A 26,986-nucleotide genomic window follows, 5' to 3' on the forward strand; every position below is an offset into this window, starting at 1 on the left:
ATGTGCTGAAAGCCGCGTCAGCTCTGGGCTCAGCACATTTTCGATGCCCTTGACCGGCCCCAAATCGGCCCCACGCCGGAAAATGTGCTGAAAGGCTCAGGCCAGCACGCCCTTGAATGGAGTCTCGAGGGCCAGGGCTTTCTGGTGACGTCCCGCCCACGCCAGGGTGGTCTTGCGCAGGGCTCGGTTTTCCGCAGCCAGCTGACGCAGCTCCGCCAGCCGGGCTTCGTAGTTCCTCACCAGCCGCAGGAGCGTGCCTTTCACGAAGCTGAACGCCCCTGGTGGGTATTTGTGGCGTGGCCCTTTCGGGATCTTCCGCGTCAAGGCATTCCCTTTGCCGTCCTCCCGAACGTAATGCACCCGAACCCAGTAGAAGCCCCAGGCGTTGGGGCTGATCTGCTGGACCGAGATCAAGGCCGGCACATGGCTTTTCCCTTCATCGCCAAGGAACTGCTGGGCTTGCTCGAAATACTGCTCGGCCAGGCACTTGGCCCGCTCCACTATCTCCAGGTAGGCCACGTCCAGGAATTCAACGGACGGCTCGGTCATGCACTCGGTATCGATCATTGGTCATCTCCCATATGGCTGGGAGGCATTGTCGGAAAGGCCGGCGATTTTGTGTGGCCCTTTCAAGCCACTTTTTGGCTTGAAAGGGCCACACAAGCCCCGCTCCGATGTGGATCATCGCAAGTGCGTCGTCATTCCAAGGCCATTTGGCAACCGTCTGGTGCTCGAGCTCGCCCGGGCAATGGAAGGAGTCTGCTTGCCGTGCCCCTCGTCGTCATTTGACGGCCGTTTGGCAACCGTTTGATGTCGCCAGGGCGGACTTGGGATTGGCGAAGGTCCCCTTAGCATGAACCCGTCGTCATTTGACGGCCGTTTGACAACCGTTTGATGCCGCCAGGGCGGACTTGGGATTGGCGAAGCCCCCCTTAGCATGAGCCCGTCGTCATTTGACCGCCGTCTGGTGTGCAGGCGTTGCACCTTACCGAATCGAGGAGTGTTCCATGAGCAAGAAAGTCGGACTGGATATTGGCTACAGCAACGTGATCGCCGTCTACAGTGGCGATTCCGGCAACCAGGAGTCCATCGTGAGGCCAGCGCGTGCCACGCCGCTGAACGCTCTGCCCAGGGATAGCGGCCTGCGCGCCGGCGAAGTCATCGTGGAGGTGGACGGACAGCCGTGGGTCGCCTTTGCCGGCCCGGGCCGGGCGGGCGATCGGGAGCTGCACAAGGATTACACCGCGTCCGATTATTATCAGGCGCTGTTCAAAGGAGCACTCCTTAATGCCGCCTGCAATAGCGATGTAGTCGACACGCTGGTAACCGGACTTCCGGTTTCCCAATTCCACGACAAGAGTTATGTTCGAGCCCTCAAGGAGCGAATGACCGGGCGTCACCGGATCAGTCCGAAGATCGAAATCGATGTCAGGCAAGTTGAAGTCGTGCCCCAGCCGGTAGGCACGCTGACCGATGTCTACTGCACGAGCGAGCATGCCGAAGTTATCGAAGAGTCCGTGGTGCTGGTCATCGACCCCGGTTTCTTCAGCGTGGACTGGGTAGTATTCATACAGCGCGAACTGGCCACCAAAACCAGCAACTCCAGCCTCAAGGCCATGTCGGTATTGCTGGAAACCTGTGCCGAAGAAGTTGCACGGGACTATGGCGGAAACCCGGGCACCGACAAGATCGAATGGGCACTGCAGAACGGCAAGAACAGCATCATGCTGTTTGGCCGGAAAGTGGATCTGCCCGAGTATCTGAAACGCGCCTCGGATCGGGTCATTCCGACCGTCATGCGTGAAATCAAACAGGAACTTCGCAAGCTGGAGAACCAGGTGGTGGACTGTGTGATTCTCGGCGGTGGCGGCGCTTCCCTGTATGAGAGTTATGCCCACCAGGAGTTTCCCTCGGCGCTGATCCTCCGTTCCTCCGACATCATCCGCAGTAACGCACAGGGTTTCTGGCATATCGCCCATTCCTGAACGCCGAAGTTCGCCGAGGAAAACATATGAGACTGCAGGTCAGAGTGACGCCGGTTCATCAGGAATTGCTGGAGCATCTGGAGAGCATCGACAAGGAATATCGCGGCAAGAGATTGGTCGCCCTGGCAGCCATGCAACTGCACGAGATGAAAACTACTTCCTCCATTCGGGAGCACACGATTCAAACGCCGGCTATTCGAGAGCACCCCATTCAAGAGCATCCGCCGGCAACCGAGTCGGACGACAATTCGAAGCCCATGGCTCAGCAACGCACAGCCCCCAAATGGATAACAGGCCAAGAACATGAAAAGGAATAAAGCGAGCTCGATCATCCTGTTGGCTGTTTCCATCCTGAGTGCGACTTCTGCCTATTCGGGTGGGTTCAGCCTGAAAGGTACGACATGGGAACGTGCAGCCGCCTCTGCCGCCTGCAAGCCCGATCCCTTGTTGCTCTATTCGCTGGCGCTGCAAGAGTCCGGGCATGCCGTGAAAAGAGGATTCGTTGCCCCCCACCCCTATGCACTGCGCAACGCGCCCAGTGGGGCACATTATCCAGAAACACTGGACGACGCCAAATCGGCCTTGCAGCGGTATATTGCGGAAGACCGGCTGACCGATATTGGAATCATGCAGATCAACTACCGCTGGAATGCTCATCGCGTCAAGGACCCGCATGAGCTGCTGAATATGGAAGTCAATATCCGCGTGGCCGCCGACATTCTCTGTGAGTCGATCAGGAGCAATCCGGTCGACCTGCAGCTTGCAATAGGCGGATACCACACCATGAACCCCAAACGTAATGTTCAAGCGAGGACCTACGCGCTAAGTGTGTTGAAGATCTGGCGGTCTCTGAAACGGTTGAACGCAGGAGCGTGACAATGCTGAAGATCAACAAGGGAATGGCACAGATGTGCTTGCGCTGGATTATCGAAGGCACCGACTACAACATGGTGCATCAGTCGCAACGGATACACTCCGAGGACCTGGCGTATCTTTCCACGATATCTCCCGAGCGACTCGAGGCGCTGGACATGCTTCCGGTTTCCCTGTTCCGGGTCAATTACAAGAGCCTGGATGCAAAAGATACCGGCTGCGGCAAGTTGGAGAACGAAGCGTTCAGGGAGGCCGTGTACCGCATTTCCATGTTGACCGAGATCCAGAACTTCGCACTCCGCAACCAGCTTCACCCGCTGGTGGCCATCGGATTCGACGAGGACGGCTACAGCCGGTTTTCGAATGGTGACTTCCAGCAACGGCAGGCGTATGTGTACCGGGGCGAATTCACCATCCAATCGCGGGTGCGCATCAAGAAGCTCAACCTCGACCCGACGGACAAGATCGCTCTGCTGCAGGATACCTGTGCGGTCCTGCTCGCCGAGTTTCGCTACCTGAAAGCGAACAAGCCGGAACACCTCGGGCCGGTGGCCGACTTCAACCGCGGCCTGATGTCGCTGGACGAGATTGCCGACCAGATGCTCAAGGCCCAGATCCAGCCGAAGCTGGTCGCCGCGCACACGGGGCATGATGAGCAATGGATCGATGGCAAGAAGCGGGCGAAGGTACGCTCCGGGAAGATCTACAACTCCAAGAGCGGCCGTATCCGCTCCGCCGAGCGGACGATCGCCGAGCAGCCGTTTCACGCACTGCTCTATCTCGCCTGCTACTTGCTGCTGGCGGCGGATTGGGAGAAGACCCTGAACGCCAGGGCAGTGATCAAGGCCCACGAGGAGTATTGCAAGCTGTGTTCAAACCTCGGTATCGACTACGACGACCTGCTCCTGGCCTCGAATGCCTTCCGACTCAGCAACGCGATCAAGACCCAGGAGGCCGGGCTGTGGGAGTGCAAGCACTGCAAAAGGCTGGATGTGCAAACCATCGTCCGCCCGCACAAGTGCTCCTGGTGCGGCTCATAGTCCCAGCCAGGCGATGCCATCCCAACGCCATCTCCCATCTCTGGTAGGGTTCCGCCCAGCATTCGTCTGGGCCGAAGGGCCGACTCCTGATCCACGAGAAAAGTTTTCTTGGGATTTGGTCTTTGGCGAGGAAGATGGAAGTGTCGAACAAGGAGAAATGTCAAATGCGAAACGACAAAGTTCAATGCCAATGCTGCGGCAAGTGGATGGTGCCGAGGCCGATCTACGGTCGCTCTTTTATGGATGCGCTCGTCGGCTGGATGGGAACGAGCAAGGTCGTCGGAAACATGTGCCCCTTCTGCCTGAGCGAGGATTGGGATGGGGTCGAGCGAGTGCACCGCGGTGTGCTGTTCAAGACAGTCGCTCTAGTAATATCCGTAATACTCACCTATGCCTGTCTATTTATATATTATTCGCCACTGTATTTATTTTTTTCGCCGCGACCATCAGGCAAAGAAGTTACAGACTGGCTTTTTGGTATTTGTTTGCTGGGTGCTGTCTACTCAGGATACCGAGCTTATAAATGGTTGGTTAATACGACAAAACTACCATTTTAAGTGAGGAATATATAAAAGAATGGGGCGCTAAGCGCCCCACTTTCCCTACTCTTGGTTTTCTCTTCCGGCTTGTTGCTCTCTTTCCACTCTATGGCGCTCCCGATATTCTCGATCCCATTCCTTCAGTCTCTCGACACCTTCATTCAAGCTTTCCTTCCCTGTGCTATATGCGTCAGCTACACCACCGGCAATCTGTTTGGCCCCCACAACAAGCGTGTTGTTTCCATTGATTTCCAGAAGATTCTTGCCTGTATCCGTAACTGGAGTTGCCGACTTGAGCTTGGTCTCCGGCGCTTCCAGCCCCTGATCCGGAGCGGCCTTCACCAGGCCTGAATGAGTCTCCGCCGAGTCCTGAACGACCGCCGTGCTGTCCGTGTAGCTGTCCTCGGCAATCGAGCGACCGCTCTCTTTGGTACTCCGATAGCCCGAACTGGCCATGTCCTTCTCGGAAGCGTAGGCGCCGCGGGCAGCCCCGCGCAGGCTGTCGAAGCGCTGTTGCAGCCCGTCCGCACCGGCGATCGGCTTGTCGAGGCCGGCATGCTCCCTGGCATCCCCCGTATCCACATTGAAGTTGAACGGCGAGTAGTCCGAGCTGACCAGCTCGCCCATCCGTCCCGTCTGGATCATGTGCAGGGTTGCCGCGGCGATCTGCCGCTCGTGCAGGTCGGAAGACACCCCCTGAACCGTGGCTGTCTTCATGAGCGACCGGATGCTGTCCCGGTCGTCCAGGCTGCGCCCTGCCATATCGAGCATGCCCCGCGCCGCATCCTCCCGGGACTGGCCGCTGTTCTGGATGGAGAGCGCCGCGGCGGTGCCCAGGTTGAGGTTCTGCCCGGCGCCCCAGCCTTCCCGCTGTGTCTGCGCTTCGCGGTAGGCGCTTTGCGCCGACCTGGCCGAGGACAGCGACTTGGAGACGGTCTCGCCGCTCGAGCTCTGCGACATCGCCTGGCTGCTTCGGGTGAAGGCATCGGCGGCGTTGAACACCGTGCTTTCGTTCGTGCTGGCCTGCACCGCCTGCTGAAGCTGCGCCGAGGCTTCACGCGCCTCCTGCTGCTGTGCCGCGGACATCTGCCGGAATTGCTCGGTCTCGTCCAGCTTCACGCCAGCCACCTTGAATAACGAGGCACCGACCGACAAGCCGTAGGTGCCCTGCGCCACGGCATCCTGGCTGATGCCCAGGGAGTTCAGCTTGCGAGCCGCTTGCTGGTAGGCCGCATTCGTGGACAGGCCCAGGCTGGACTGCACCTGCTCGCCCAGGCTCGTCAAGGCCTGGCGCCCGTCTGCCGTGGAGGACAGTTGCGTGACCCCCGCCTGCAGGTTCTGCTGCAGCTGCGTCGATTGCGTTTCCGCCGCTACCCGGCTGCTCTCCACGGCCGCCTCTGCCGCCTGTTGCGCGGAAATCTGCGGCCCGGTTTCGCGTACCCCGGTCCGCGCCACGCCCTGGGTCACATGATCGCCGGTATACATCGGCGAGGTGTTCAAGAGAGGAGCCGGTTGACTCGCGCGCGGCAGCACGTCTTCCGAGCGGAATTTCTCGGCCGAGGTCGCCTGCCCCATCACGGAGTTGAGGACCATGCTCGAGCCGGACACGAGGAACAGCGCCAGCGGCGGTACCGACGCGGCGAGCAGCCCCCCGACGCCCAGCGCCTTGGTGATCGCCTGGTCCATGTCGAGCACCTGCAGCATGGCAAAGCCCTCGCCGGTGGCGTCGTAGCCCATCAGGATGGACTCCATCTGCGCGCCGGCGTACCAGATGGTGAAGGCGTTGACGATGGTCAGCAGCGGCATCCACAGTCCCACCGCCAGCGGCAGGATCAGGTATTTGCCCAGCACCGACAGGCCGGGCCGCCCCAGCATGAGGGCGAACGCCATGAAGGGCGTCATGGCGTACAGCAGCCCTTCGAAGAAGGAAATCATCGGCCGCATGTAGTTCTTGAAGGAGTCGCCCTTGCCGGCCCACTGGATCTCCTGCTGGTTCAGGGACTCGCGCAAGGCCATGGCGGCGCGCTTTTCATGCCAGTGCTCGAGGGCTTTCACCCGCGAGTCGTTGAAGATCGGCATCACCAGGGCGGTCATCACGTACTGCTGGGCCGACTTGCCGCTCATGGAAAAGCTCTGCAGGGCTTGCTCGGCCGACCCATCCACATCGCCGCCGTCAACCATGCGCCCGGAAGCCCGGTCTTCGGCAAACCCCTTGTTGAGGATGTCCCCCAGCACGGCCCCGTAGGCGTCCGGCAAGGCAGTGTCGAGGTAGCTCTTGGCCTCCGCGCAGCTCTTCAGGGGCTGAGGCCCCGATCCGTCATAAACGTAGACGTACTGGGAGGTGGAGACGTTGGACATCAGCTGCGCCAGGCTGCCGGCCCGGTAGAGCTGGTCGATGCCCTGCTCGTTGCGCAGGGAGACCGGGTTGAGGGTGCAGAAGGTCAGGTATTCGTCGAGGGTCTTCGGCAGGCTGTGCCCCTCGCTGGCCTTGTAGGTCTGGAACTGCTCCAGCGCCAGCGGATTGCGCAGGGCATCGCGGACACGGGTCAGCGTGTTCAGGCTGGAGAACAGCCCGTACTGGGTCATGCCGGGCGTGGAAAAGGCCTGCTCGGACACCTTACTGATGTCGTAGGAGATCGTCGACAGCACCGAGCCCACGAACGCCGGCCCCAGGGAGACGTTGTCGACGACCCGCACCTGCCCGGTCACCGTGTCCTCGATGGTCACGGTGGTCGTCGGTCCGTAGAACACCATATAGAGGACCAGCATGACCCCGACCCGCTGGAAGGCGATCGGCTGGTTGTTCAGCACGGCCTGGAAGGCGATCAGCACCAGCCCCAGGATGGCGCCGATCTTCGCCAGGTCTTCGGCATGACCGCTGCCGGTGATCATCGCCGAGGCGTTGAGCATCATCTCCAGAAACTCGGCGCTGCCGACGGTGTAGATGGGTAGATCCATGATGTGTTCCTCCGATCAGCCGGCGTGCGAAGCGGTGGTGCCTTGCGGCAGCTTGCCCGGGTCCGAGTTCGGCGCCGTCTCGAGCAGGTCCAGCGCCTGCCGGTCGGCGTCCTTGTAGCCTCCGTAGCTCAGGAGCAGGTCCCGGTATTCGCCCATCACACGGTGGCGGGTGTCGCGCAGGTTCTCGAGAGCGCTCACCGAGTCGGCCATGGTCATGCTCGACAGGCCCTGTTCGGTGACATCGAGCAGTTGGATGACGAAGGAGGTGATCGCGTCCGCCGCCAGCAGCCGGGAGTAGTTGCCCAGGTAGTCGTAGCCGGCCTGCGCGCCGTTCTTCTGGACGATTCTCAGCAGATGACCGCCGACACGGCTGCGGGTCAGCCAGTCCAGACGGGTGCCGTCCGACGGGGTGGCATTGTTCCGGGCGAATCGCTCGAGCACCTGGTTCTGCTGCAGGTCGTCGACGATCTTGGCGGCCAGCCCCTTGAAGGTGCCCAAGGTGCGAGTGTTGGGCTCCAGGCACTGGTCGAGATCGTCGGAGGCGCAGTCGTAGACCTTGGTCGTGGTGTCGTCGCTGCCTTCGACGAAGAGGCGCAGGGCGTCCTTGTCGATCAGCCGCGGGATCGGCTGGGGCACGAAGGTCTCGCCCCCGTCGTCGTCCGCGGCCAGCACCACGTTGTAGCTGCCGACCATCGAGAGGATGAATTCGGCGTTTTCCTCGCTGCCATACAGAACCTGGCTGCTCAGGCCGGTCTTGAGCATGGCGCACCAGAGGATGTTGCCGGTATCGGTGCAGGCCTTGGCCTTGCCGCTGCTCGCCAGGCGCTTGGCCGGCGACTCCTCTTTGGTCGACTTGGAGGAGAACAGGTCGGAGGCCACGTTTTCCAGCACGCCGCCGAGGGCCGACTTCAGATCGCGCTTTTCCGCAAAGGCATCGGCGGCACCGGACACGACGCCCTGCGCCAGCTGGCAGCTGTTCGAGAACATCTGGTTGAGCGACTGGATTTTGTTCGTCAGGTTGCGCAGCACGCCGTTGGTGGCCGAATCCATGGCCTCCATCGCCAGCTCGAAGGCGAAGCCCGACACCACCCCCACCGCGTTGGAGGCGACATTGCGCATCAGCGCCACGAACTCCTCGCCATTGATGAAGGAGAACGAGCCGGTGTAGAGGTTGATGCCCCCGCAGCCGCCTTTGGCGGACGGCGCGGTGATCGAGACCAGGTTGGCGGTCGAGATCCGGTTGCGCAGGGTGACGGCTCCCCCGGTGACCACACCGCGGGTGGCGGTCTGGTACGACCCGGGTGCCGTGGTATTGATCAGGCCATCGTACATGGCGTGGATCTGCTGCTGGATGTTGGCGATCGCCCCTATCGGGGCAAGCACGGCGACAACCAGGACCAGGGGTTTGGGGTTGAGTTTGAGCTTCACTGCCCACCTCCGTTTTTTTCGTTGAGATATGCGCGGCGTGCCGCCTCGCGCATGCGCTTGACGAAGGCCTTGCGGTCTTCGGTGATATCGGGCGGAGCGGTTTCCATTGCCTGGCTGTCGATCAGGCCGATGGAGGCCAGGCGCGAGGTGGCGTGGTATTCCTCGGCGCTGATGAGGCCGGTCTGGCGGGCCACGTTGAGGATTCGGCTGGTGGCCGTCTCCATGGAAACGGTGCTGTAGCTGATGATCTGGGAACCGTGGGGCGGGACCGCCAGCGCCATGGCCGGGGCGGTGACGACCCCGAGCCGGTCGGACAACCCGGTGTCGGTCTGGTAGGTGGGATAGGCCCCGCTGGGCAGGGGCTTCCCATCCAGGGAGACCGGGATGACGGTGAAGCCGTAGCGATGCTCCAGGGCGGCCAGGGCGGTGACGGCCTGCTCGCACAGCGGGCACTGCTCGCCCTTGAAGAAGAAAACGATCCCTGCGTTTCCGGCGATCATCTTCAGCAGCGTTTCCTTCTGCCGGCCGGCGGCGCTGGCCAGGGCATCGGAGGCGGCATTGGAGGCGGGATAGCGCAGGTCCTCGTCGAGGAACGGGTCGTTGCGGATCACTTCCATGGAGCGCCGCGAGAAGCGCTCGGATTTGTCCATCATCAGGCGCTGGGCGTAGTAGTACGCCTGGATGTTCTCGTCGCTGGGCTCGTCGATGGCGGCCTCGCGCAGCTTGGGCAGCTCGGCGCGAATCCAGGCCACCGAGCCCGGTGCCGGCCCGGCTGGTGGCGCCGGCGCGGCCTCGGGCGGAGGCGGCTCGGGTTTCTCCGGAATGGGGGCTGGAGCGGGAGCCGGTTCTGGCAGGGGCTCGGGCGGCTCCTCGTACCAGAACCAGCCGCGTTCCTTGTCCTGGTAGAAGGACTCGCCGGCGAGCGCGGGCGTGTGGTCGGGTTTGGCAGCATTCGCAGGAGGCGTTGCAGGGTCTTCGGCCAAGGCCTGGCCCGTCATCGCCATGGCCAGGGCGATGGGGCTGAGGTGTCTGAGATGGGGCATGCAATCAACCAGCAGTCGGTGACAGGAGTCCCGATTGTGTTGATTGGCAAGAGGGCTGTGTGGCCATTTCAGGCCATTTTCTGGCTTGATTTCAGCCCTGAAAAAGGAGGTGGGCGGTCACCCAAAGGATGGAATGAACCTGAAAAAGCTAATGGGGCCGCTGCTTGAGAATGGAAGCGACCCGAACCTGCCGGTCATGTCAGGCAGGAAGCGGCCGATTCTGTTGAAAAACTCCCTTCAGCCGGTTTTCGGGCTATTTCAGAGGGTTCTTACCCTCTGCCCTCTGATGGTAAGTAACTGTTTATACGCGATTTTTTTGAGGCCGATTTTCTCCTCTCAGCTTGGTTGCATGAAAAAACCGAGTTTTTCAACAGAATCGGCCAAAAGCGGCCATCGAATGTCCACTTATTCAGGGGCGATTCACAAACAGGATCGGCCTGATAGGGTATGGGGACAGTCGAAACACACATCGGTCGTCCGCGCCAGCTGTATACCGGTTTGAAGAAACGCGACTATCCGGCCTGTTCAGACCCATAAAAGATCATAGTGCCACTGCCTAACACCAGGTAACACCATGGCCCCGAGCGCCAGGGACCGGCGCTCCACTCCCCGTTGCGCCCCCCTCATATAGCCCCGCTCACAAAGCATTCATTTCAGCAATATCACGCACCACCTGATCTGCAGAGCGGTCGAACATCGCCTGCTCCTGCGCATCCAGAGACAACTCGATCACCCGCGCAACCCCATCCTCTGCCAGCACACAGGGGACACCCATGGCAATACCTGTGCGCCCGTACTCGCCCTCGAGAATCGCGACCGTCGGCAAAATGCGGTTTCGCCCTTTGGCGATAGCATCCACCATCTGTGCAATTGCCACGCCCGGCGCATCGCAGGCGCTCCCCACCTTCTTCAAACCCAGAATCTCGCCGCCACCCTGACGTGTGCGCTCCACAATCCGCTCTATCTGCTGATTGGACAGGAAGTGAGACAGCGGCACCGAACCGACCGCACAGTATCGCATCAGCGGCACCATGCTATCGCCATGCCCTCCCAGCACCAGCGCCGTGATATCCCGAGCAGAAAACCCTGTCTCCTCGGCAATGAAACACTTCATGCGCGCTGTATCCAGTACCCCCGCCTGCCCGAACACCCTGTTGCGTCCCAGCCCACTGAGACACCAAGCCCGATAGGTCAGCACGTCGACCGGGTTCGACACCACCAACACCGTCGCCGCTGGAGCATGACGATTAATATCCAGCATGATGCTATCGAGAATTGGCAGATTGATACTCAATACATCCTGACGCGACTGACCAGGCTTGCGGGGCATACCCGCCGTAATCACCACCAGGTCAGAATCCTGCAGCAATTCGGCATTGGACCCGCCGTAAACCCTGGTATCAGAACCTGACTCAACTGCCGCCTGCCAGACGTCCAGCGCCTTGCCCTGTGCCAACTCACCCTGCACATCAATCAACATCAACTCACGGCAGAACTCTTCCCGGGCGATGATCTGAGCCGCCGCCTCACCCACCATACCGGCACCCACAATTGATAGCTTGTTCACCTCACACCTCCCCGCGGCTCGCGCCACCAGCAACACGCCCGCCTATACAGAGAAGTATTACCCGCGAATACTAAAAGGCCACCCGAAGGTGGCCTGTAGTTGTTTTACCTGCTTTTCGCCATTCCCATGGCGGCATTACTTTAGCCTCTGATAACCCCCATAGGCACGAGCCGTGCGGCCTTAGCGGACTGCTCCAGGTCTATCGCAGCCCTTTGCCATCGTCCGCAATGGGTCGATTCTGTTGAAAAACTCCCAGAAACCGATTTTCAAGGAGTTTCAGGGAGAAGGATTGAGCTATCCACTGATAGTAACTCGCTGTTTATTCAGCAGTTTATGAGAAGCCAACTCTCTCCTTTCAGCTTGATCGAGCGAGAAAATCGAATTTTTCAACAGAATCGGTCGACTCCGGCCTGTCCGGCAGAAGTCGACCCGAAGGGGACGTAGGTACCTAAGAGAGATGCCTAAACGTTTTGCCGAGAGTCCTCGCTGTCACATTCATGCTGCCCCTGCCTCGCCGCTAGGCTCAAGCAGTAACCCTGGAAGAGGAACTCCAGGAGCATGGGTGTCAGTGTCATCCTGCTGGCGTTCTGGCACTCTAAGGCTCCAAGAAGCATAGGGAGTCGAAGACCTGATGGCCCCTCACCTAGTGAGTCAGTCGGTCTCCGCCATATAGGTGAGGCGCGTGCAAGATACCAATATCCCCTTCGGTGAGCGCGACGGAATGCTGTTGCGGGCCTTTGAGGTCGAGAACGGGCTGGCGTGCAATTGCGTCTGCCCTGGATGCCGAAAGCCGTTGAATGCCGCCAACGGAGGCCAGAAGGTCATTCCCCACTTTCGGCATGCCCAGTCTGAGGACTGCATAAGCGGCTACAAGGACGGAGTACGCCGCGCTGCGGTCGCTCTGATTGCTGAGCAGCGACGCCTGATGCTCCCAGGATATTCCCGCCAGGTCACAGCTATGACCACCTCCGGCCACACTCTGCTACGCGATGTCACCTTCCAGCCGACCGCTATCACCGTCGAAGCAGTGGAGCGGTTTGTGGACCTTGGAGAGGTAGTGGCGCATGCGGCTCTGACTGCCTTCGGACGCCAGTTGCTGGTGCGGATTAAGGTATCGGCCCGGGCCGAATACGAGCGATGCCAGCGCCTTGCAAGGATTTTCAGCTCTTCAGTAGAAATTGATCTCAGTGGACTCAGTCTTGAGCAAATCAACGACCCGGTAATGTTCGAGTGGGCAGTTCTGTCCGATCCGAACACGAGGTCCTGGATTCGCTCTCTGCGCGGGGAAATGCTGGAACAGCGCGCCGCCAAAGACCTGGCGGTTGAAGTCATCGCCCATAACGCTCAGTGGGAGCAGGAACGGAGTCGCCTGCAAGCTATTGAAAACGAGCGACGCGAAAAACAAGAGGCAGAAGCCAGTGCTCGCGCCATCGCGCTCGCAGCGCACAGAAAGGCTCAATTGGCGGCAGCCGAGACACAGCGTGTCGCTGGCATACCCACCAAGGATGACCGAGAGGAACGTCAGCGGCGTGAGGAGCTTATAGTTGGCCAGACGCTCCGAGCCTCTCAAGAGTGGGGCGGGAAAGCCGTTGAATGTTCAGCATGCTACATCCTGAGCCCGCCTGGCACGCAGTTCTGCCTGTACTGTGCCAACGAGACCAGCACGATGTCCCTCATCTTCGTCCCCTCGGATGTCATGACCACAATTCACTTCCGGATGCGCAGCTCGGCAAAGCCGGATAGATCACTGCGAATGGCGCCGACCTTGCTGGTCCAGCCCGAGCCATTCACGATGGACTGAGCCGTCCCGCCCCGGTCGGGCTCGACCGACTGAATTTGGCCGCTTGTTGCTTGATGCGTCTGGCAGGTTTGGGTCGGTCTCTTCCTATCGACCACAAAAAAGGCACAAGGCCTACCGCACAGCGCGGTAGACCTCGGCCTGATGCTTGGAGAAGCCGAACGGACCGCGTTCCAGAAGAACGTCGTTCCAGTCGACTCCCTTGGCGCCGTCCGGGATCGGCAGCCAGGGCAGCAGGATCTGCGCCTTGATGCCCATGTCCCAGAGGCGTTTTTTGAGTGCGAGCGCTGCCTTCTGGCCACCCTCCTTGCGGTCCTTGTCCGCCCAGATACGGACGGCAGTGACCGCCGGCGGCGGCATGAAGTGCTCGAGCAGGTAGGCGTTCACCAGGGCCCAAACCGGCAGGCCCGTGGCGGTTTCCACTGCCAGAGCGGTTTCCAGCCCTTCGCACACGTCCACGACCTCTCCCGGCTGGGAAGTCCGAATGCCGCCCCCTGGCAGGGAGCGATCGCTCGGGATCGGGAACATCTTCTTGGGGGACTCCAGAGGAGCCTTTTCACCTTTGGCCGTGAGGTAGATCCGCTGAATCGTCACCGCCCGTCCCTCGGCATCCGAGATCAGGGCCACGATAGCCGGGTGCCGCGTGCGTGCCCGGTCCTGCCCGCGATGGGTCAGACACGGATGAAAACGCACGCTGCGCGCCAGACCCGGACGATCCCAGGCCAGGATTCCCCTCGACCGCAGGTACAGCCGTGCGGGTTCTGCCGCCGGGTGCGTGACTGGTACGGATTCGCTCCACACCTTGCGCAGGGCCTCGCGCAGCCAGCTATCGCTGGGCGTCGACGTGACCACCGGCTGGCGCAGAACGACCTCCTTCGGCGGCTGCGCGTTGCCGTAGCGACCGTGAGGGTCCTTGACCCCCAGCAGCGAGCCGACCTCCTGCAGCACCTCATGGAAGCCCCAATCCCGCACCCACATCAGCAGGGCCAGACCGTCCGGCTTGATGCCGCAGGTCTGGCACACCCCACCCCCGGACGTGCCGGCGGTTTTCCTGAACACCCGGAAGCCGTCCTTGCCACCGTGAACGGGACAGTTACGGGCAACGCCGGGTTGCGTTTGAGCGTCGACCAGTTCAGGGGCCAACAGTTGGTAGAGATGTAGCCAGCGACCTTCGGCGGCAGCGAGCACATCTTTTTTCTCTGGAGCGTAAACGCCCGTCGAGCAAGCAGACATCGTGACCTCCTATGGATGAATGAGCGCCCGGAGGGGCGCTCGTGGCTGGCTACTGCACGGCTTCGATCGACCAGGCGTTGCGCAGGGCGTCTGCCCAGTCCTGTTCAACCACGCCGTTCACTCGCTTCGGCCTGAGCACTTTCACCGGGGTTTTCCCGTGGAAGGTCAGGGTGATTTCCTGGCCCTGCCGAACACCGCTCTGCCGCAGCGCGGCGTGCAACTCGATGCCCCAGACCAGGTGTTTGCCGATCCGCAGAAAAAACGACTTGGGGTTTTTCTTGTGGAACCGGTAGGGAGCGAAACCCGAACCGCAATAGGTGCCGGTGACGGATTCCTGTGGCGCCTGAAAGACCTTCTCCAGCGCCTTCTCCCGCTTCTCGACAGCCTCCGTGGCGCAGGCTGCCGGCTGCTCGAAGGATTCGTCCCGGGCAATGAACTCGCCCAGAACCACCCCTTGATCAGCCTGTTGCCGAACGTCCTGCGCAGCCGTCTCCTCCTTGCGCTGGCGCAGGAAGGTCGGAGCGAGGTAGCGCTCGTAATCGGTGTCCGAAGCACACCAGACGGCCTGGATGCAGCCGCTTTGCGGCGCCCTGGTCGCTTGGAGGCGAGCCAGACGGCGGCGGGCTTTCATGCCCAGCAGAACGACCCTCAGGTACTGCGGTGCGTAGAGCGCCAGCACGGAGGCCAGCACGCACAAGACAAACAGAAAGAGGGGCTTTTGATCGTCGGAAAGCGTGATCCCGACAACTACCGAGAACATCAGTCCCAGGGTGAACAGGACTTTTGCCTTCAGGATTTTTTGAGTGGTCATTTCGAGTTCTCCATTCATGAGGACGGAGAACTCCCCTGATGGGGATATTCCCCGTCAGGGTATAAAGTTTTGGGTAAAGGCCTACGAGTAAGCCATTATCCAGGGTTAAATTTCTGTACTACCTATCCACTTACTCCCCAGATAGGCATCACAGACATCGGCCTCGTCGCCCAACAAGGCTTCGAAATCGATAGCCCTTAATTGCGTTGTAGACCAGGGGCAGCTTTGGATATGGTCAGGAGGATTTCGTCTGTCGGTCCTTTGATAATCAAGGGTTCAGAAGTCTCCAAAGTAGAGACATCGAATCCTTTGAGATCGAAGAGAAATTTAATATGGAACATTGAGGTTCTCCTTTCAGAGGTCGGAGAACTTCCCCGAACGGGAATGTTCCCCGTCAGGGTTTCGATAAATAAAAAAGAGGCCTTGGCCTCTTTCTTTTTCAAGGCATGAGCAGCCGACGGCTACTCACGTTTTAGGTTGATAAGCTCAACCGGGCATTTACCAAGCACAGAGCACTTGGCAACTAGCACCTTGCACATGCAAGGGACTGAGTTTTCTTCGGCCCCCTCTCGGGGCTGGATCGACAGCATGCCGATGTTTGCGGCCATTCTCTCGGCCCGTTTTTCCAGCGTCAATTCAATTTCGGCCCTAATTTCCGGCGATTTTATGGCCTGAATTGGCCGCACAGGACGGATTCAACCTGATGCAATAGGGGGGCACCATCCCCCTATGGAGTTTCCAACATGGCTGACCCGAAAACCCCTCCCAGGAAGTACGCCTATTCGACCCCTTCCTTTCCCGGCCTGCTGCACCTGAATTCCGAGCAGGCCAAGCGCTTTGGCGGCACCGAGTTCGATAACGTGACCTCGGCCCTGTTCGTCATCGACGTGATGGCGCGCAAGCTGGCGCGGCGCCGAAAGAACTTCAACCACCAGGTGGTGGCCGATGCCGTATCCAAGACCATCGAGAAAATGCAGACGGAGGTCAGCAACGAGATCCAACGCATGGAGACCTTTCTCAAGAAGGAAGGCATCAGCCAGCGTCCGAACTACAGCAACCCGCTCGAGCGCAAATTCAACATCTCCAGCCCCGAGGTGATGCGCCTCACCCATCTGCTCCAGGCGTTCGACACGCTGATTTCGCTCATCGATACCGCCTGGTTGGCGCAGAAGCTCGACAGCGACGAGGCCTCGGATTTCCGCGAGCGCAAGACCGACGACATGCGCAAGATGTTCAAGGCGCTCATCAAGCATGGGGCGGCGGCGCGCGCCATGGCCTATGCCAACAACGAGGTGGAGGTGCAGAAGGACATCGAAAAGGTGGAAGCCCAGGTGGCTGCCGACAAGCAGGAGCGCGAAGCCGCCGGTTTCGTAGAGCCGGCCGCGGTGGGCGAGGAAGTGGCCGAGGTAGCGGAGGCGGCCGAATCCGCAGCGTGAAACATGCTCCGCAATAAACGCCCCTGCTGCGAGGGGCGTTTTTCATCTCACCATGACTCCAGCACCGAACTTGGCTGGACTATGCCGTAGCCAGATACAGCAGGTTTATCAAGGAATTGCAGCTTCTCGGCCGCGCGGGCGAGGTGCAATTCTTCGGCGGCGGCCAAGAAAAAGCTTAGGTGCCTCAACTCCATAACAGCACCCCGAATCTTCCATCAGGCGGCGAACTTCTTTGCTCCCGCGACACAGACCACTGCGCCAAACGTCACGATCAGCATCATCCCGTTCACTGTCTCGTGAAGAAACAGCGTCGCAAGACCGAGACCCAAGAAAGGTTGGAGCAACTGCAACTGGCCGACCGCTACGATGCCGCCCTGCGCCAAACCACGGTACCAGAACACGAAGCCGATCAGCATGCTGAACAAGGAGACGTAAGCGAATCCGAACCAGGCAGGCGCTTTTACATCGTCGAATGACGTCGGCATGGTGAGCAGAGCAATCGGAAGCATGGCGGGCAACGATAGCACCAGTGCCCAACTAATGACCTGCCATCCTCCGATTTTGCGAGACAGACGTGCGCCCTCGGCATAGCCGAGACCACACACGACAATTGCAGCCAGCATCAACAAGTCGCCCTGGAGGGATATCTCGACTTCCCCCAGCATGGCGTAGCCAACGACGAGGCCACTGCCAAGCATCGAGAACAGCCAGAAGGCCGGCTGGGGACGCTCACCACCACGGAGCACGCCGAAGACCGCGGTGCAAAGCGGCAAAAGCCCCACGAAGACGATCGAGTGGGTGGATGAAACATATTGCAGAGCCAACGCGCTCAGCAGCGGAAAGCCGACGACGACTCCCAAGGCGACTCGCGCCAGCGAGGGAACGTCTTCAAAGTCTGGCCGACGCTGTCGAAATGCGAGCAGAAGCGTCAAGCCAAGCAGGGCCGCCATGGTCGCGCGTGCACATGTCAGAAACGTCGGGTCGAAATCAATGACCGCAGCGCGTGTCGCCGGCAGCGAGCCGGCAAAGATCACCACCCCAATGAAACCGTTGATCCATCCACTCGCCACTTTGTCCATCGTTTACTCCCTTCAGGTTGCCCTTCAGTGGAGCACGGGGGGGGGGTGGATCGCCCAGACACAATACAATACGATTTAAAGTAACTGTTATGCATATATTGGCAGTACAGTTGAGGGCGGCGAAGATGAAACGAAGCAGGACACGGATTGATGCCGTCATGGATGCGATCCGGTCGAGAATTGCGGCTCGCACCTATTTGCCAGGAGCGCGACTGCCTTCCGTGCGCGCGCAGGCGAAGGCCATGCAGTTCTCGATTTCAACCATCGTTGAGGCCTATGAGCGATTGGCCGCGGAAGGCGTAGTTTGTTCTCGTCCAGGATCGGGGTTCTATGTATCGGGGCCTGTCGCGCCGCTTGCGCTGGCGGAGATCGGCCCCCAACTCGATCGCGAGGTCGATCCGCTATGGGTTTCGCGTCAATCGCTTGAGACGGACGCCACGGTGCTCAAGCCTGGATGCGGCTGGCTTCCCGCCTCGTGGATGTATGAGGCCGGGATGCGCCGAGCGCTGCGTGCGGTTGCGCGGGCTGACACTTCGGTGCTCGCGGACTATGGCACGCCGCTTGGTCTCCCGGCGCTGCGTCAGCTTCTTGCCCGACGCATGGCCGCCAGCGACATCGAAGCGCCTCCCGAGCAGATCATGCTGACCGAATCCGGAACGCAGGCCATCGATCTCATCTGCCGCTTTTTGCTGGAGCCGGGCGACACCGTGCTGGTTGACGACCCTTGCTACTTCAACTTCCACGCCTTGCTGAGGGCGCATCGAGTGAAGGCCGTAGGCGTCCCCTACACGTCGAATGGGCCGGACGTAGCAGCGTTCGGCGCGGCCTTGCAAGAGCATGCGCCCAGGCTCTACATCACCAACTCCGGAATCCACAATCCCACCGGCGCGGCGCTCTCATCCGTGACGGCTCACCGGCTATTGAAGCTTGCCGAAAATTCGGACCTTGTGATTGTCGAAGATGACATCTTCGCTGATTTCGAGGTGAGTCCGGCGCCCAGGCTGGCTGCCTTCGACGGCCTCTCGCGCGTGATCCATATCGGCAGTTTCTCCAAGACGATCTCGGCCTCGTTACGATGTGGCTACATCGCCGCACGTGCCGATTGGATCGACAGCCTTACCGACCTCAAGATCGCAACCAGCTTCGGGGGCGGGAGACTGGCCGCCGACGTCTTACTGAAAGTGCTGACCGACAGCGGCTATCGCAAGCATATGGAGGCGGTTCGGACCCGGCTTGCGGAGGTGATGGGGAAGACCATCACCCGACTCGAAGCGATTGGCATCACGCCCTGGCTCGTCCCTCGGTCGGGAATGTTCATCTGGTGTCGGCTGCCGGAGGGAGTTGATGCTGCCAGCATTGCCCGCTCATGCTTGAAAAATGGGGTAGTGCAGGCACCGGGCAACGTTTTCAGCCAATCACTGAGCGCAGGCGACTTCCTGCGCTTCAATGCTGCGCAATCCACGGACGACAGAGTTTTCGATGTACTGGCGCGAGCATTGTCCGAATAGTTATCCAACATTTGCGGCAAACACGATGCTACTGAACTTAGATCGTAGTAGTGATGATGCCTTTGGGGCGACTCCGGCCTATCGTAACCGGCAGAGGTCGACCCCAAGCGGACGTTTCGACCACAGCACGATCAACGCCAAGGCGACTGATGTATGGATGAAAATAAAGTCTCATCCTACATCCGCCCTTGATATTCATTCCGTCGAAGCCAAGGCCATCCGCATCTCTGCAAGCGTCTCATCGTGTGTCCGCTCGAACCGCAACGGGGTGACGGCGATGCGGCCCGCTGCGACCGCAGCTGTCTCGGTTCCCTCGGAATCCCGTCGGGGAGACCGAGACAGCTGCAGCCAGTGATAGTCGACGGCTCTTGGATCTGAGCGCGACACGACGTCGACCCCATCCAGCAGGCCGACACCCTGACAGGTCAGGGTCAGCGGGCCGGCGCGATCTGCAGGGCAATCAGGGAAATTGACGTTGAGGCAAGTATTTCGGCTCCAATTCATCGCCGCAAGGGCTCGAATGAGCTCGGGCGCCAGGGTCTGTGCTGTTTCCCAGGGAACCGCGTTCCGATCACTGAAAGCTTGGCTCAATGCGATGGAGGGAATGCCAAGAAGCATGCCCGTCATGGCGGCACCGACAGTACCGGAAAATACCGTCTCCACACCAAGATTTGCGCCACGATTGACACCCGAAAGAATCATCTCCGGTAGCTCGCCAGACATCAGGTGACGTACACCCATCACAACGCAGTCTCCGGGTGTCCCAAGGACGGCGAAGCGCCTTTCACCTTTCCGGCTGACACGCAGCGGATCATGAAGGCTAAGTGAATGCGATGTGCCACTTTGGTCGTGTTCCGGCGCAACAACCCAGACTTCCCGCGCCAAGGTGGCGGCGACCTGCTCCAGAACGTGCAATCCCGGCGCGTCGAATCCATCATCGTTGGTCAGCAAAACACGCTCGAAAATCTGACCTGCCTTCGGCATGAGCTTTTCTCCTGGCAGTGGTTGAGAAGTATGTGACTTGACTGGCAGCAACCCTACCCACGTGGATCACCCTGATGGGCAACGGTTGACCAATTGCTACCATCTCATAGCTATGTAATTATAGAGAAATGAATTTAGAAAAATCTCTCAATGTCGCTCGATTTCGGCGTCAGCTAACCCGCTTGACGCGACGCTTGCGTCGAGAGGCTCAGAACGATCCTGAGTCGTGGACTCGCATGCTGGTGATCAGTGCCATTGATCGGCTTGGTGATGGCGTAACCCCATCGATGCTGGCAGCGTCGGAGAATATGCGCTCCTCCAATCTCGCGGCCGTATTGCGTGAACTTGAGGCGTCCGGCCTGATTATCCGTACACAGGATGCCCTGGATCGTCGCAAGGTACGTGTTCAACTAACAGACGCCGGACGGCATGTTCTGCAGCTCAGCCGTCAACGCCGCGACGACTGGTTGATGGCAGCAATGATGGCATGCCTTACTGGCGAGGAACGCGAGCAGCTCATCAACGCCGGAGAGCTTCTTGAACGGCTCGCTGCCTATTCAGACTTTGCCTCTATCGATAAAGAAAATCGATTGTAACGACATAGTCGTGTGAGCCCCTATTTTTGTCTCCTTTTGGCCGGACTGAGCCAGACACCACCGGCACAGAGCGACCCATTGTTGTCGCTCGACCCGAATCATCCGACGACCGCTATGCTACGGTTCCTGTCGGTTCAACCACGTTTTCAACTCACGGTCTCTTCCGCATTGCAGTCATCCAGATACCAGTGCCCCCTGGTTCGATTGCCCGTCTAGGGGTACTGTCAACGCCGGGCACAGCTGCTCATGCGGGGGTTCGAGATCGACATTTAGCACTGCCTATGCTGCAGCGTCGGGGAACCGATGCTCACTAGCGCGGGCAGAGTTCAAGCTCAAGGTCTTCGGTAACATATCCTGCCTCATCGCGCCGCTTGGACATGCAGCCGGGCAGTGCCAAGCTGGGCGGCACGCGTGCGGCAGCATTCTCAATGCAAGCCGCTCTACATCTTGGCGCCCGCTGCGCAGACTTGCGCTCTCGCGAGCCGTATCCTGGAGGGTCGAGAGGTTCCGAAGGCTGCCGTGCTCGAGGAAGCGTTAAGGACAAGGCGATAACAATCAGACGAGACTCACGGACAAAGCATGACTTCGCCTGAACTCACCGGCGGTGCCGGATTTACCTACGAAGACGCGGTCGCGGCGCAGTACCTCGCGGCCATGGTCGGCAGCACGACGGCGGCGGCCCTTAACGCGAGGGTCGTGCAGCGGGTCGCCCAGCAGCAGGCCGACTTCGGCGAGCCGCTCGACGATGTGATCGTTGATGCCGCTTCTTTGGCGGACGGAACAGTCATGCGGCTGTCGCTGCAGGTCAAGCGTTCGCTCACGATCTCGGAGGCAGAGACCAATAGGGATTTCCGAGAAGTGATCCAGCGCAGCTGGCAGACGTTACAGAAGCCGGACTTTCGCGAACACCTGGACCGTGTCGGAGTGGTCACGGGGTCGGTGGCGGAAGAGACATCCCGGGCTTTCGCGACCGTGTGCGAATGGGCTCGGGCTTCCGACACAGCCGCGGCCTTCATGCAACGGTTTGTCGATGACGGGAACGCCTCGGCCACTCACCGTACTGTGGCAGAAGCGGTTCGAATGGCTGCACTGGATATAGGCGCACCACTGTCCGACGACCAGTTGTACCGCCTGCTTTCGCATTTGGTGCTGATCCGATTTGACTTTCTTCACGCCGGATCGACGCACGAAGCGGAGGCTATTGTCAGCCTGCAGCGCGCGCTGGCACCTGGGCAAGTGGCGCGTGCCGGCGATTTGTGGGATTTGCTGCGCCAGTTCGCTCGCGATGGCGCGGGCCGCAGCGCCGTGCACACCCGCGCATCTCTGGTGCGCGCGCTGGCTGGCTGGTGCTTCACCGGGGCACCCGCGTTCGCCGGCGACATGCAGACCCTGCGCGACAGCACGCACCACTGGCTCGACCAGCAGGCCGATGACATTGGGGGGACACACCTCACGCGCCAAGCGCTACGCGACCAGCTCGGCGATCAGATGGCGGCCCACCGCCTGACGCTGATCAAAGGCTTGCCTGGCACCGGCAAGACGGTGCTACTGCGCGACCTGGTGCAAGAGCTGGCCGCCGATGGCACCACATTGTTCCTCGCCGCTAACCGGCTCTCTGGCCGCAGCTGGTCGGAGCATGCCCGCGCGATAGGCCTGACGACGACATCAATCGAGCCGCTGCTCGTGGAGGTCGCGGCCACCGGTCATTCCACGATGCTCATCGATGGACTGGACCGCGTCGCGCCGGAACAGCGCGCGATTGTGACCGACTTGCTTGGCCAGCTTCTGACGAACCCGACGCTTTCTGACTGGCGTGTGGTCGCCACTGCGCGTGACGCTGGCATTGAGCCCCTGCGCAACTGGGTGCCTCCTGCGCTGCTCGCCAGTGGTGGCGTGGGCTATGTCGATGTGAAGAACTTGACGGACGAGGAAGCCAGCTCACTCGCGGATTCACTACCGGCACTGCAGCCGCTCCTGACTGGTGGAAACGAGCGCGTGCGCACACTGGCGCGCCGCCCGTTCTTCGCAGCGGTGCTGGCACAGGGGTTCTCGCAGGCGGCGTACCCGTCCGGGTTCGCGCCTCAGTCGGAGGTGGACCTCGTGGAGGCTTGGTGGACGCGGGGCGGCTACGACGCCCACGCACCCCAGGCCTTGGCGCGACAGCGGGGGCTGATCGAACTGGCTCGGCACAGCGCGCCCGACCTCGGCCGCAATGCCCGCATCCGCGACCTGTCGACAGAGACGCGAGACTTGCTCCCGGCACTGGAGGAGGATGGCCTGGTGCAGCAGGTGCGTAAGGGGCATACAGCGCAGTTCAGTCACGACATCCTTTTCGAGTGGTCGTTCCTCCATCTGCTGCTGGATCAGGGTGACGACTGGATTGTGGCCTTGACCGCCGCCGGTGAACCGCCTGCCCTGGCGCGGGTGGTGGAGCTGCTGTCGCAGTCGAGCTATCCGTTCCCTGACCAGTGGCCGCACGAACTCCACGCGCTCGAGCGGGCTCAGGTGCGGCCCCAATGGTTGCGCGCCTGGCTCGTGGCGCCCGTGTTCAGCCCACGCTTCGCCGAGCACGTCGACATGTTCGCTGAGACATTAGCGACAAACGACCACTGGCTCTTCGGAAAGCTCTTGGTGTGGATGCAGGCCGAGAAGACGACGCCCAATCCCATGGTGCTGTCCGGAGTCCTCGGCGGCGATCTGGACGTCGCCGCGCGTATCCGTATCGCGGACTCGCTGGGTTGGCCGTCGGACTTCGCGGCATGGAGCCGCCTGCTCACGTGGGCCATCGAGCAGACCGACTCGATCCCGGACACACACTTGGGTGACCTCGTCACGCTGTTCGAAACCTGGCAGATCGCTGCTGCGGACTACCCCAACGCAGTGTCGCAGCGCATCGTGGCGCAGTGCGCAACCTGGTTGCACGCGATTGAGGACGAGCATGTGGACCGCCCGTTCAGGTACAGCAGGCCGGCGAACGATGCCGCGCCGCGCCCGCGCGCTCCCACGCAGCTGGAGACGGAGTTGCGTGCGTTGCTCCTGCGAGCAGCGCGGGCCTACCCGACTGTGGTGGACGCTTATCTTACTAAGGTCGAGACAATCGAACGTTGGTCCGATCGCGCGCTCCGCGAGCTCATGACCTATGCGCCGGTGCTGGCAGAGACGCATCCGTCGCAGCTGGCGCGGGTCGCACGGCGCTGGTTCTTGGAGGAACTGCCAGACGACACGTCGGCACGGTGGCGCCGCGAAGCGCATGAACAACACCACCGGCGCAAGGAAGTCGAGGCAATCCCGCCGGAGAAACGATCCCGATTCGACGAACTAGCGCTCTCGAGCCCGTCAATCATGCACCACTCGTTCTCCCAGCACGATTGGGACCAATTGTCGATCGGCGGCGGCCACCAGGGCTTCTTCCCCGCTTCGCCGCTGCGCGAGCCGTTCCACTCGCTGCTCATGTGCGATCCAGCGACGGCGCTCGCGCTGATCCGCGACGTGACGAATCACGCCACCACTGCGTGGCGTCAGTTGCATGGGCACTGGCATGGCAGCGCGACATCGTTGCCGCTCGTACTGGTGTTTCCGTGGGGACAGCAGGAGTTCTGGGGAAGCGACCGGCACTACGTCTGGTTCCGCGGCCATGGCGGGCCGCAGGTTGTGGAGTGTGCGCTCATGGCACTGGAACGCTGGGCCATCGCGCAGCTCGATGCCGGACGCCCGTTGGACGAAGTGCTGCAACAGCTACTGGGCGGGCACACGAGCATTGGCATCCTGGGGATTGCGGTGCACCTCGCCCTGCGAGCCCAGCAAGCGTCGCCAACGACATTGGCGCTGCTGCGCAGCCTTCGGCTGTGCCGGCTCGACCTACAGCGCAAGGTCGAGGAGCAGCAATTGCAAAGCGCCGGGCTGATCGGCTTCCAAAAGGGAAGCACTGACGCAGTGCACCGACAAGCCGTCGCCGACAGCATACAGATGACGTCGCGCCGTTTGGAGCTGCGCGACCTGGTGCCGCTCTTCGTCCTCGGCAGCGACGCGGCCCTGCGGGACGCGTGCCGTGCGGCTCTCGACGATTTCCCGAACAGGCTGGAATTCGCCTACCAGGAGGAGGCGCAGAACCCCGAGCATGTGGCTGAACTGCGCCGCACGGCTGAACTCTGGTCCGAGCTGGGCCATGTCGAGAACTACACCGCCGAGCCGGTCGCTGGCCACAACGATGTGGTCCAGATATCGATAAGCAGCCCGCGGCACGAAGCTCCCGAGGTGCAAGCGTCCCTGCAGCGCCATGCGCAGGCGGCGCGCGAGATAGAGTTGTGGCTGTGGGTGGATAAGTGCTTCACGTCGCGTCACTGGGCGCCTGGCTTCTCGATGGACGAGGCCGTCGAGCGTGCAAGGGAACTGGCTGAAGCAGCCGCTGCAGGAAGGTCAATGTCGCTGATGCCCGGCAGCGGATGCACCGAAGGCGCGATTGCGGGAACGGCAGCGGCCGTGATTTGCTTTTCCGATGCGAGCAGGCATGAGGCTTGGGCCGATGCCACGATCGAAAGCTTCCGCGTTGCGCAGGACGAGATGTCCGACGACACATTTGCCGGATCGGTGATTCCTTGGCACCCGAAGATCTTTGTGGCGCATGCGTTGGCCGCGCGTATCAAGTCGGGCGGCCAACATCCTGGTGACCGTGAGGCGCTCTATCGCCTGATCGTGCACCCGCTCGATGCAGTCTCGTTCGTTGCGCTAGACGGCGTCGTAGGCTGCTGGGAGCACGACACGCGGTTCGCCTGGTGCGGCCTGAACCTCGGGCTGCGGTTGGCGCAGCTCGTAAGCACGCGAGACATGTACCAGCTCGACGCCGATGCTCGGCGGCAGGTGGAATCGGACCGCCGGACCGCGGCGTTGGCCGCTGCCCTCAACGAGGGTCGGGCGCAAGGGCCGTTGCCTGCCTGGGTGCTCCCACGGCCTTCGTGGGTGCAGACCGCGCCGGACGCTGAGAATCCGCAGACTCTTGATGAGGGCCAGGAAGACAGGTGGCAGAGCACCGACGATCTTTGGAACAGCCAGTACGCCGCGAAGGTCTTGCAGAAAGTCCCGGTGGCGGCGGTCATGGCGAGCGCGGGCCGTGCACACTATGTGGACGCCCTCGAGGCGTTTGTCGGCTGGACGCTCGATACAATCAACCCGTCGTGGCGAGCCGAGCGGCGACGGGGCCGTGAGCGTGGCAATGGAAATCTCTACGAGTGGGAGGATCAGTTGGGTCGGATGGTCGCAAGTGTTGCACCCCATCTTCCCAGCGACGAGACCTTGCAGAGGTTGCTGCGGCCGATCTTTGCACAGCCCGATGAGATTTCGATGAGACTGCTCGCGCCGTTCACTGTGTCGCTGGTCTGTGGCGAAGTCCTTGATGCGCCGGAGATCCGGGATGACACCCTGCACCTGCTGCAGGCCGTGCTCGAACGAACGCTGGAGCACGGCGACCTGCGACGCTCGCCGCATAACGACGGGCGCATGGGCGGCTTCGACCTGCCGGAGTTGGTCAAGTCGCTGCTCTTCGTGGTCGTCGAGCACGCCCCCGGCGCCGCGCGCTTCGCCAACGGCCGCTGGGACGACCTCGGCCAGGTGATGCCGCTGGTCGACCGCATGGTGCGCACCGCCGGCTGGCACCCCTACGTCGCGCGCCAGTTCGTCACGCTGTGCGAACGTTCCGGTGCTGCCGACCCGGCCGACACGTTCGCTGACCAAATGCTGGCGCAGATCGTCGATGGGAGCCTGCCTGCGGGCTGGAAGGGCTCCTCGGTACCAGCCGCGATTGCGGCTCTGGTGCAGGCGCACGCCGACCGACTGCATCCGTTGCCGGCCCCTCTGGCCCGCAAGCTGCTGCAGGTGCTTGACGCGCTGGTCGATCTTGGCGACCGCCGCAGCGCGGCCTTGCAACAGAGCGAGTCCTTCCGCGGCGTGTGCCTCGCCGCGCCAACATGAGGCGACCCATACGAGGAGGACCATCACGCTAGCAACTTGATGGCCCAGATGAAGGTGCGAACGCCAGGCTCAATGATTGCAACAATCACCGGATTTCCCTGTTCGGGGTCTGCTTTGGAGCGGGTAGGTCAGCTCGCATCTGAG

At 61.1% G+C, this 26,986-nt stretch carries 19 protein-coding genes and 1 pseudogene; 10 read left to right on the forward strand and 10 right to left on the reverse strand.

Annotation, left to right across the window (positions count from 1 at the left end; translation table 11 throughout):
• Positions 1-96: 96 nt before the first annotated feature.
• Positions 97-567, reverse strand: coding sequence for a conjugative transfer protein MobI(A/C) (gene mobI, locus BMY22_RS24960; RefSeq protein WP_090623928.1), 471 nt, complete (start codon positions 565-567; stop codon positions 97-99).
• 440 nt (positions 568-1,007) lie between these two features.
• Here mobI and BMY22_RS16595 point away from each other — a divergent pair, with 440 nt between their 5' ends.
• From BMY22_RS16595 to BMY22_RS23875, 5 genes are all read left to right on the forward strand, one after another.
• A complete protein-coding gene (locus BMY22_RS16595; protein WP_090623929.1) occupies positions 1,008-1,985 on the forward strand; it encodes a ParM/StbA family protein in 978 nt (325 codons plus the stop codon).
• Between the two features lie 26 nt (positions 1,986-2,011).
• Positions 2,012-2,302 (forward strand): hypothetical protein, encoded by a 291-nt coding sequence (locus tag BMY22_RS16600; RefSeq protein ID WP_090623931.1) that lies wholly within the window; start codon positions 2,012-2,014, stop codon positions 2,300-2,302.
• Complete coding sequence (locus BMY22_RS16605) at positions 2,289-2,861, forward strand: lysozyme family protein (RefSeq protein ID WP_090623932.1); 573 nt, start codon at positions 2,289-2,291, stop codon at positions 2,859-2,861. Before BMY22_RS16600 ends, BMY22_RS16605 begins: the two co-directional genes overlap by 14 nt.
• 2 nt (positions 2,862-2,863) lie before the next feature.
• Positions 2,864-3,898: a hypothetical protein gene (locus BMY22_RS16610; RefSeq protein ID WP_090623934.1), complete on the forward strand. Its 1,035-nt coding sequence runs from the start codon at positions 2,864-2,866 to the stop codon at positions 3,896-3,898.
• Positions 3,899-4,062: 164 nt separating this feature from the next.
• Entirely contained in the window at positions 4,063-4,455 is a 393-nt protein-coding gene (locus BMY22_RS23875) for a hypothetical protein (protein WP_143068519.1), read from the forward strand.
• Positions 4,456-4,500: 45 nt separating this feature from the next.
• On the opposite strand, the gene BMY22_RS16615 is transcribed toward BMY22_RS23875, so the two are convergent.
• The 4 genes from BMY22_RS16615 to BMY22_RS16630 form a co-directional block, all read right to left on the reverse strand.
• Positions 4,501-7,395 (reverse strand): conjugal transfer protein TraG N-terminal domain-containing protein, encoded by a 2,895-nt coding sequence (locus BMY22_RS16615; protein ID WP_090623935.1) that lies wholly within the window; start codon positions 7,393-7,395, stop codon positions 4,501-4,503.
• Between the two features lie 15 nt (positions 7,396-7,410).
• The gene (locus BMY22_RS16620) at positions 7,411-8,823 is read right to left on the reverse strand and encodes a conjugal transfer protein TraH (RefSeq protein WP_208599314.1); all 1,413 of its coding nucleotides are present in this window, start codon (positions 8,821-8,823) and stop codon (positions 7,411-7,413) included.
• Complete coding sequence (gene traF, locus BMY22_RS16625) at positions 8,820-9,866, reverse strand: conjugal transfer protein TraF (RefSeq protein WP_208599315.1); 1,047 nt, start codon at positions 9,864-9,866, stop codon at positions 8,820-8,822. The genes BMY22_RS16620 and traF overlap by 4 nt, the downstream gene beginning before the upstream one ends.
• Positions 9,867-10,503: 637 nt before the next feature.
• A complete protein-coding gene (locus tag BMY22_RS16630) occupies positions 10,504-11,433 on the reverse strand; it encodes a malate dehydrogenase (protein ID WP_090623937.1) in 930 nt (309 codons plus the stop codon).
• Between the two features lie 682 nt (positions 11,434-12,115).
• Between BMY22_RS16630 and BMY22_RS16635 the strand changes: the two genes are divergently transcribed.
• On the forward strand, positions 12,116-13,234 hold the full coding sequence (locus tag BMY22_RS16635) for a competence protein CoiA family protein (protein WP_143068520.1): 1,119 nt from the start codon (positions 12,116-12,118) through the stop codon (positions 13,232-13,234).
• A 111-nt stretch (positions 13,235-13,345) separates the two neighbouring features.
• Here the strand turns inward: BMY22_RS16635 and BMY22_RS16640 are convergent, their stop codons facing one another.
• Both BMY22_RS16640 and BMY22_RS16645 read right to left on the reverse strand, forming a co-directional pair.
• A complete protein-coding gene (locus BMY22_RS16640; protein ID WP_090623940.1) occupies positions 13,346-14,464 on the reverse strand; it encodes a DUF7146 domain-containing protein in 1,119 nt (372 codons plus the stop codon).
• Between the two features lie 49 nt (positions 14,465-14,513).
• Entirely contained in the window at positions 14,514-15,275 is a 762-nt protein-coding gene (locus BMY22_RS16645) for a hypothetical protein (protein WP_090623942.1), read from the reverse strand.
• Positions 15,276-16,018: 743 nt separating this feature from the next.
• Between BMY22_RS16645 and BMY22_RS16650 the strand changes: the two genes are divergently transcribed.
• Positions 16,019-16,711 (forward strand): AcaB family transcriptional regulator, encoded by a 693-nt coding sequence (locus BMY22_RS16650; protein WP_090623943.1) that lies wholly within the window; start codon positions 16,019-16,021, stop codon positions 16,709-16,711.
• Positions 16,712-16,812: 101 nt separating this feature from the next.
• Here the strand turns inward: BMY22_RS16650 and BMY22_RS25405 are convergent.
• Both BMY22_RS25405 and BMY22_RS16655 read right to left on the reverse strand, forming a co-directional pair.
• Positions 16,813-16,905, reverse strand: a pseudogene (locus BMY22_RS25405) (LysR family transcriptional regulator); the annotation flags it as partial.
• A gap of 21 nt (positions 16,906-16,926) precedes the next feature.
• Positions 16,927-17,790 carry a DMT family transporter gene (locus BMY22_RS16655; protein ID WP_090623945.1) on the reverse strand — a complete coding sequence of 288 codons (864 nt, stop codon included), beginning with the start codon at positions 17,788-17,790 and terminating at the stop codon, positions 16,927-16,929.
• A gap of 125 nt (positions 17,791-17,915) precedes the next feature.
• Between BMY22_RS16655 and BMY22_RS16660 the strand changes: the two genes are divergently transcribed.
• Positions 17,916-19,298 carry an aminotransferase-like domain-containing protein gene (locus tag BMY22_RS16660; RefSeq protein ID WP_090623962.1) on the forward strand — a complete coding sequence of 461 codons (1,383 nt, stop codon included), beginning with the start codon at positions 17,916-17,918 and terminating at the stop codon, positions 19,296-19,298.
• A gap of 195 nt (positions 19,299-19,493) precedes the next feature.
• On the opposite strand, the gene surE is transcribed toward BMY22_RS16660, so the two are convergent.
• Positions 19,494-20,282, reverse strand: coding sequence for a 5'/3'-nucleotidase SurE (gene surE, locus BMY22_RS16665; RefSeq protein WP_090623947.1), 789 nt, complete (start codon positions 20,280-20,282; stop codon positions 19,494-19,496).
• Between the two features lie 236 nt (positions 20,283-20,518).
• Between surE and BMY22_RS16670 the strand changes: the two genes are divergently transcribed.
• Entirely contained in the window at positions 20,519-20,878 is a 360-nt protein-coding gene (locus BMY22_RS16670) for a MarR family winged helix-turn-helix transcriptional regulator (protein ID WP_208599316.1), read from the forward strand.
• A gap of 579 nt (positions 20,879-21,457) precedes the next feature.
• Positions 21,458-26,842 carry an NACHT domain-containing protein gene (locus tag BMY22_RS16675; protein WP_090623950.1) on the forward strand — a complete coding sequence of 1,795 codons (5,385 nt, stop codon included), beginning with the start codon at positions 21,458-21,460 and terminating at the stop codon, positions 26,840-26,842.
• The last annotated feature ends 144 nt before the right edge of the window (positions 26,843-26,986 follow it).

Origin of the sequence: Azotobacter beijerinckii, assembly GCF_900110885.1 — a bacterium.
Lineage (GTDB): Bacteria > Pseudomonadota > Gammaproteobacteria > Pseudomonadales > Pseudomonadaceae > Azotobacter > Azotobacter beijerinckii.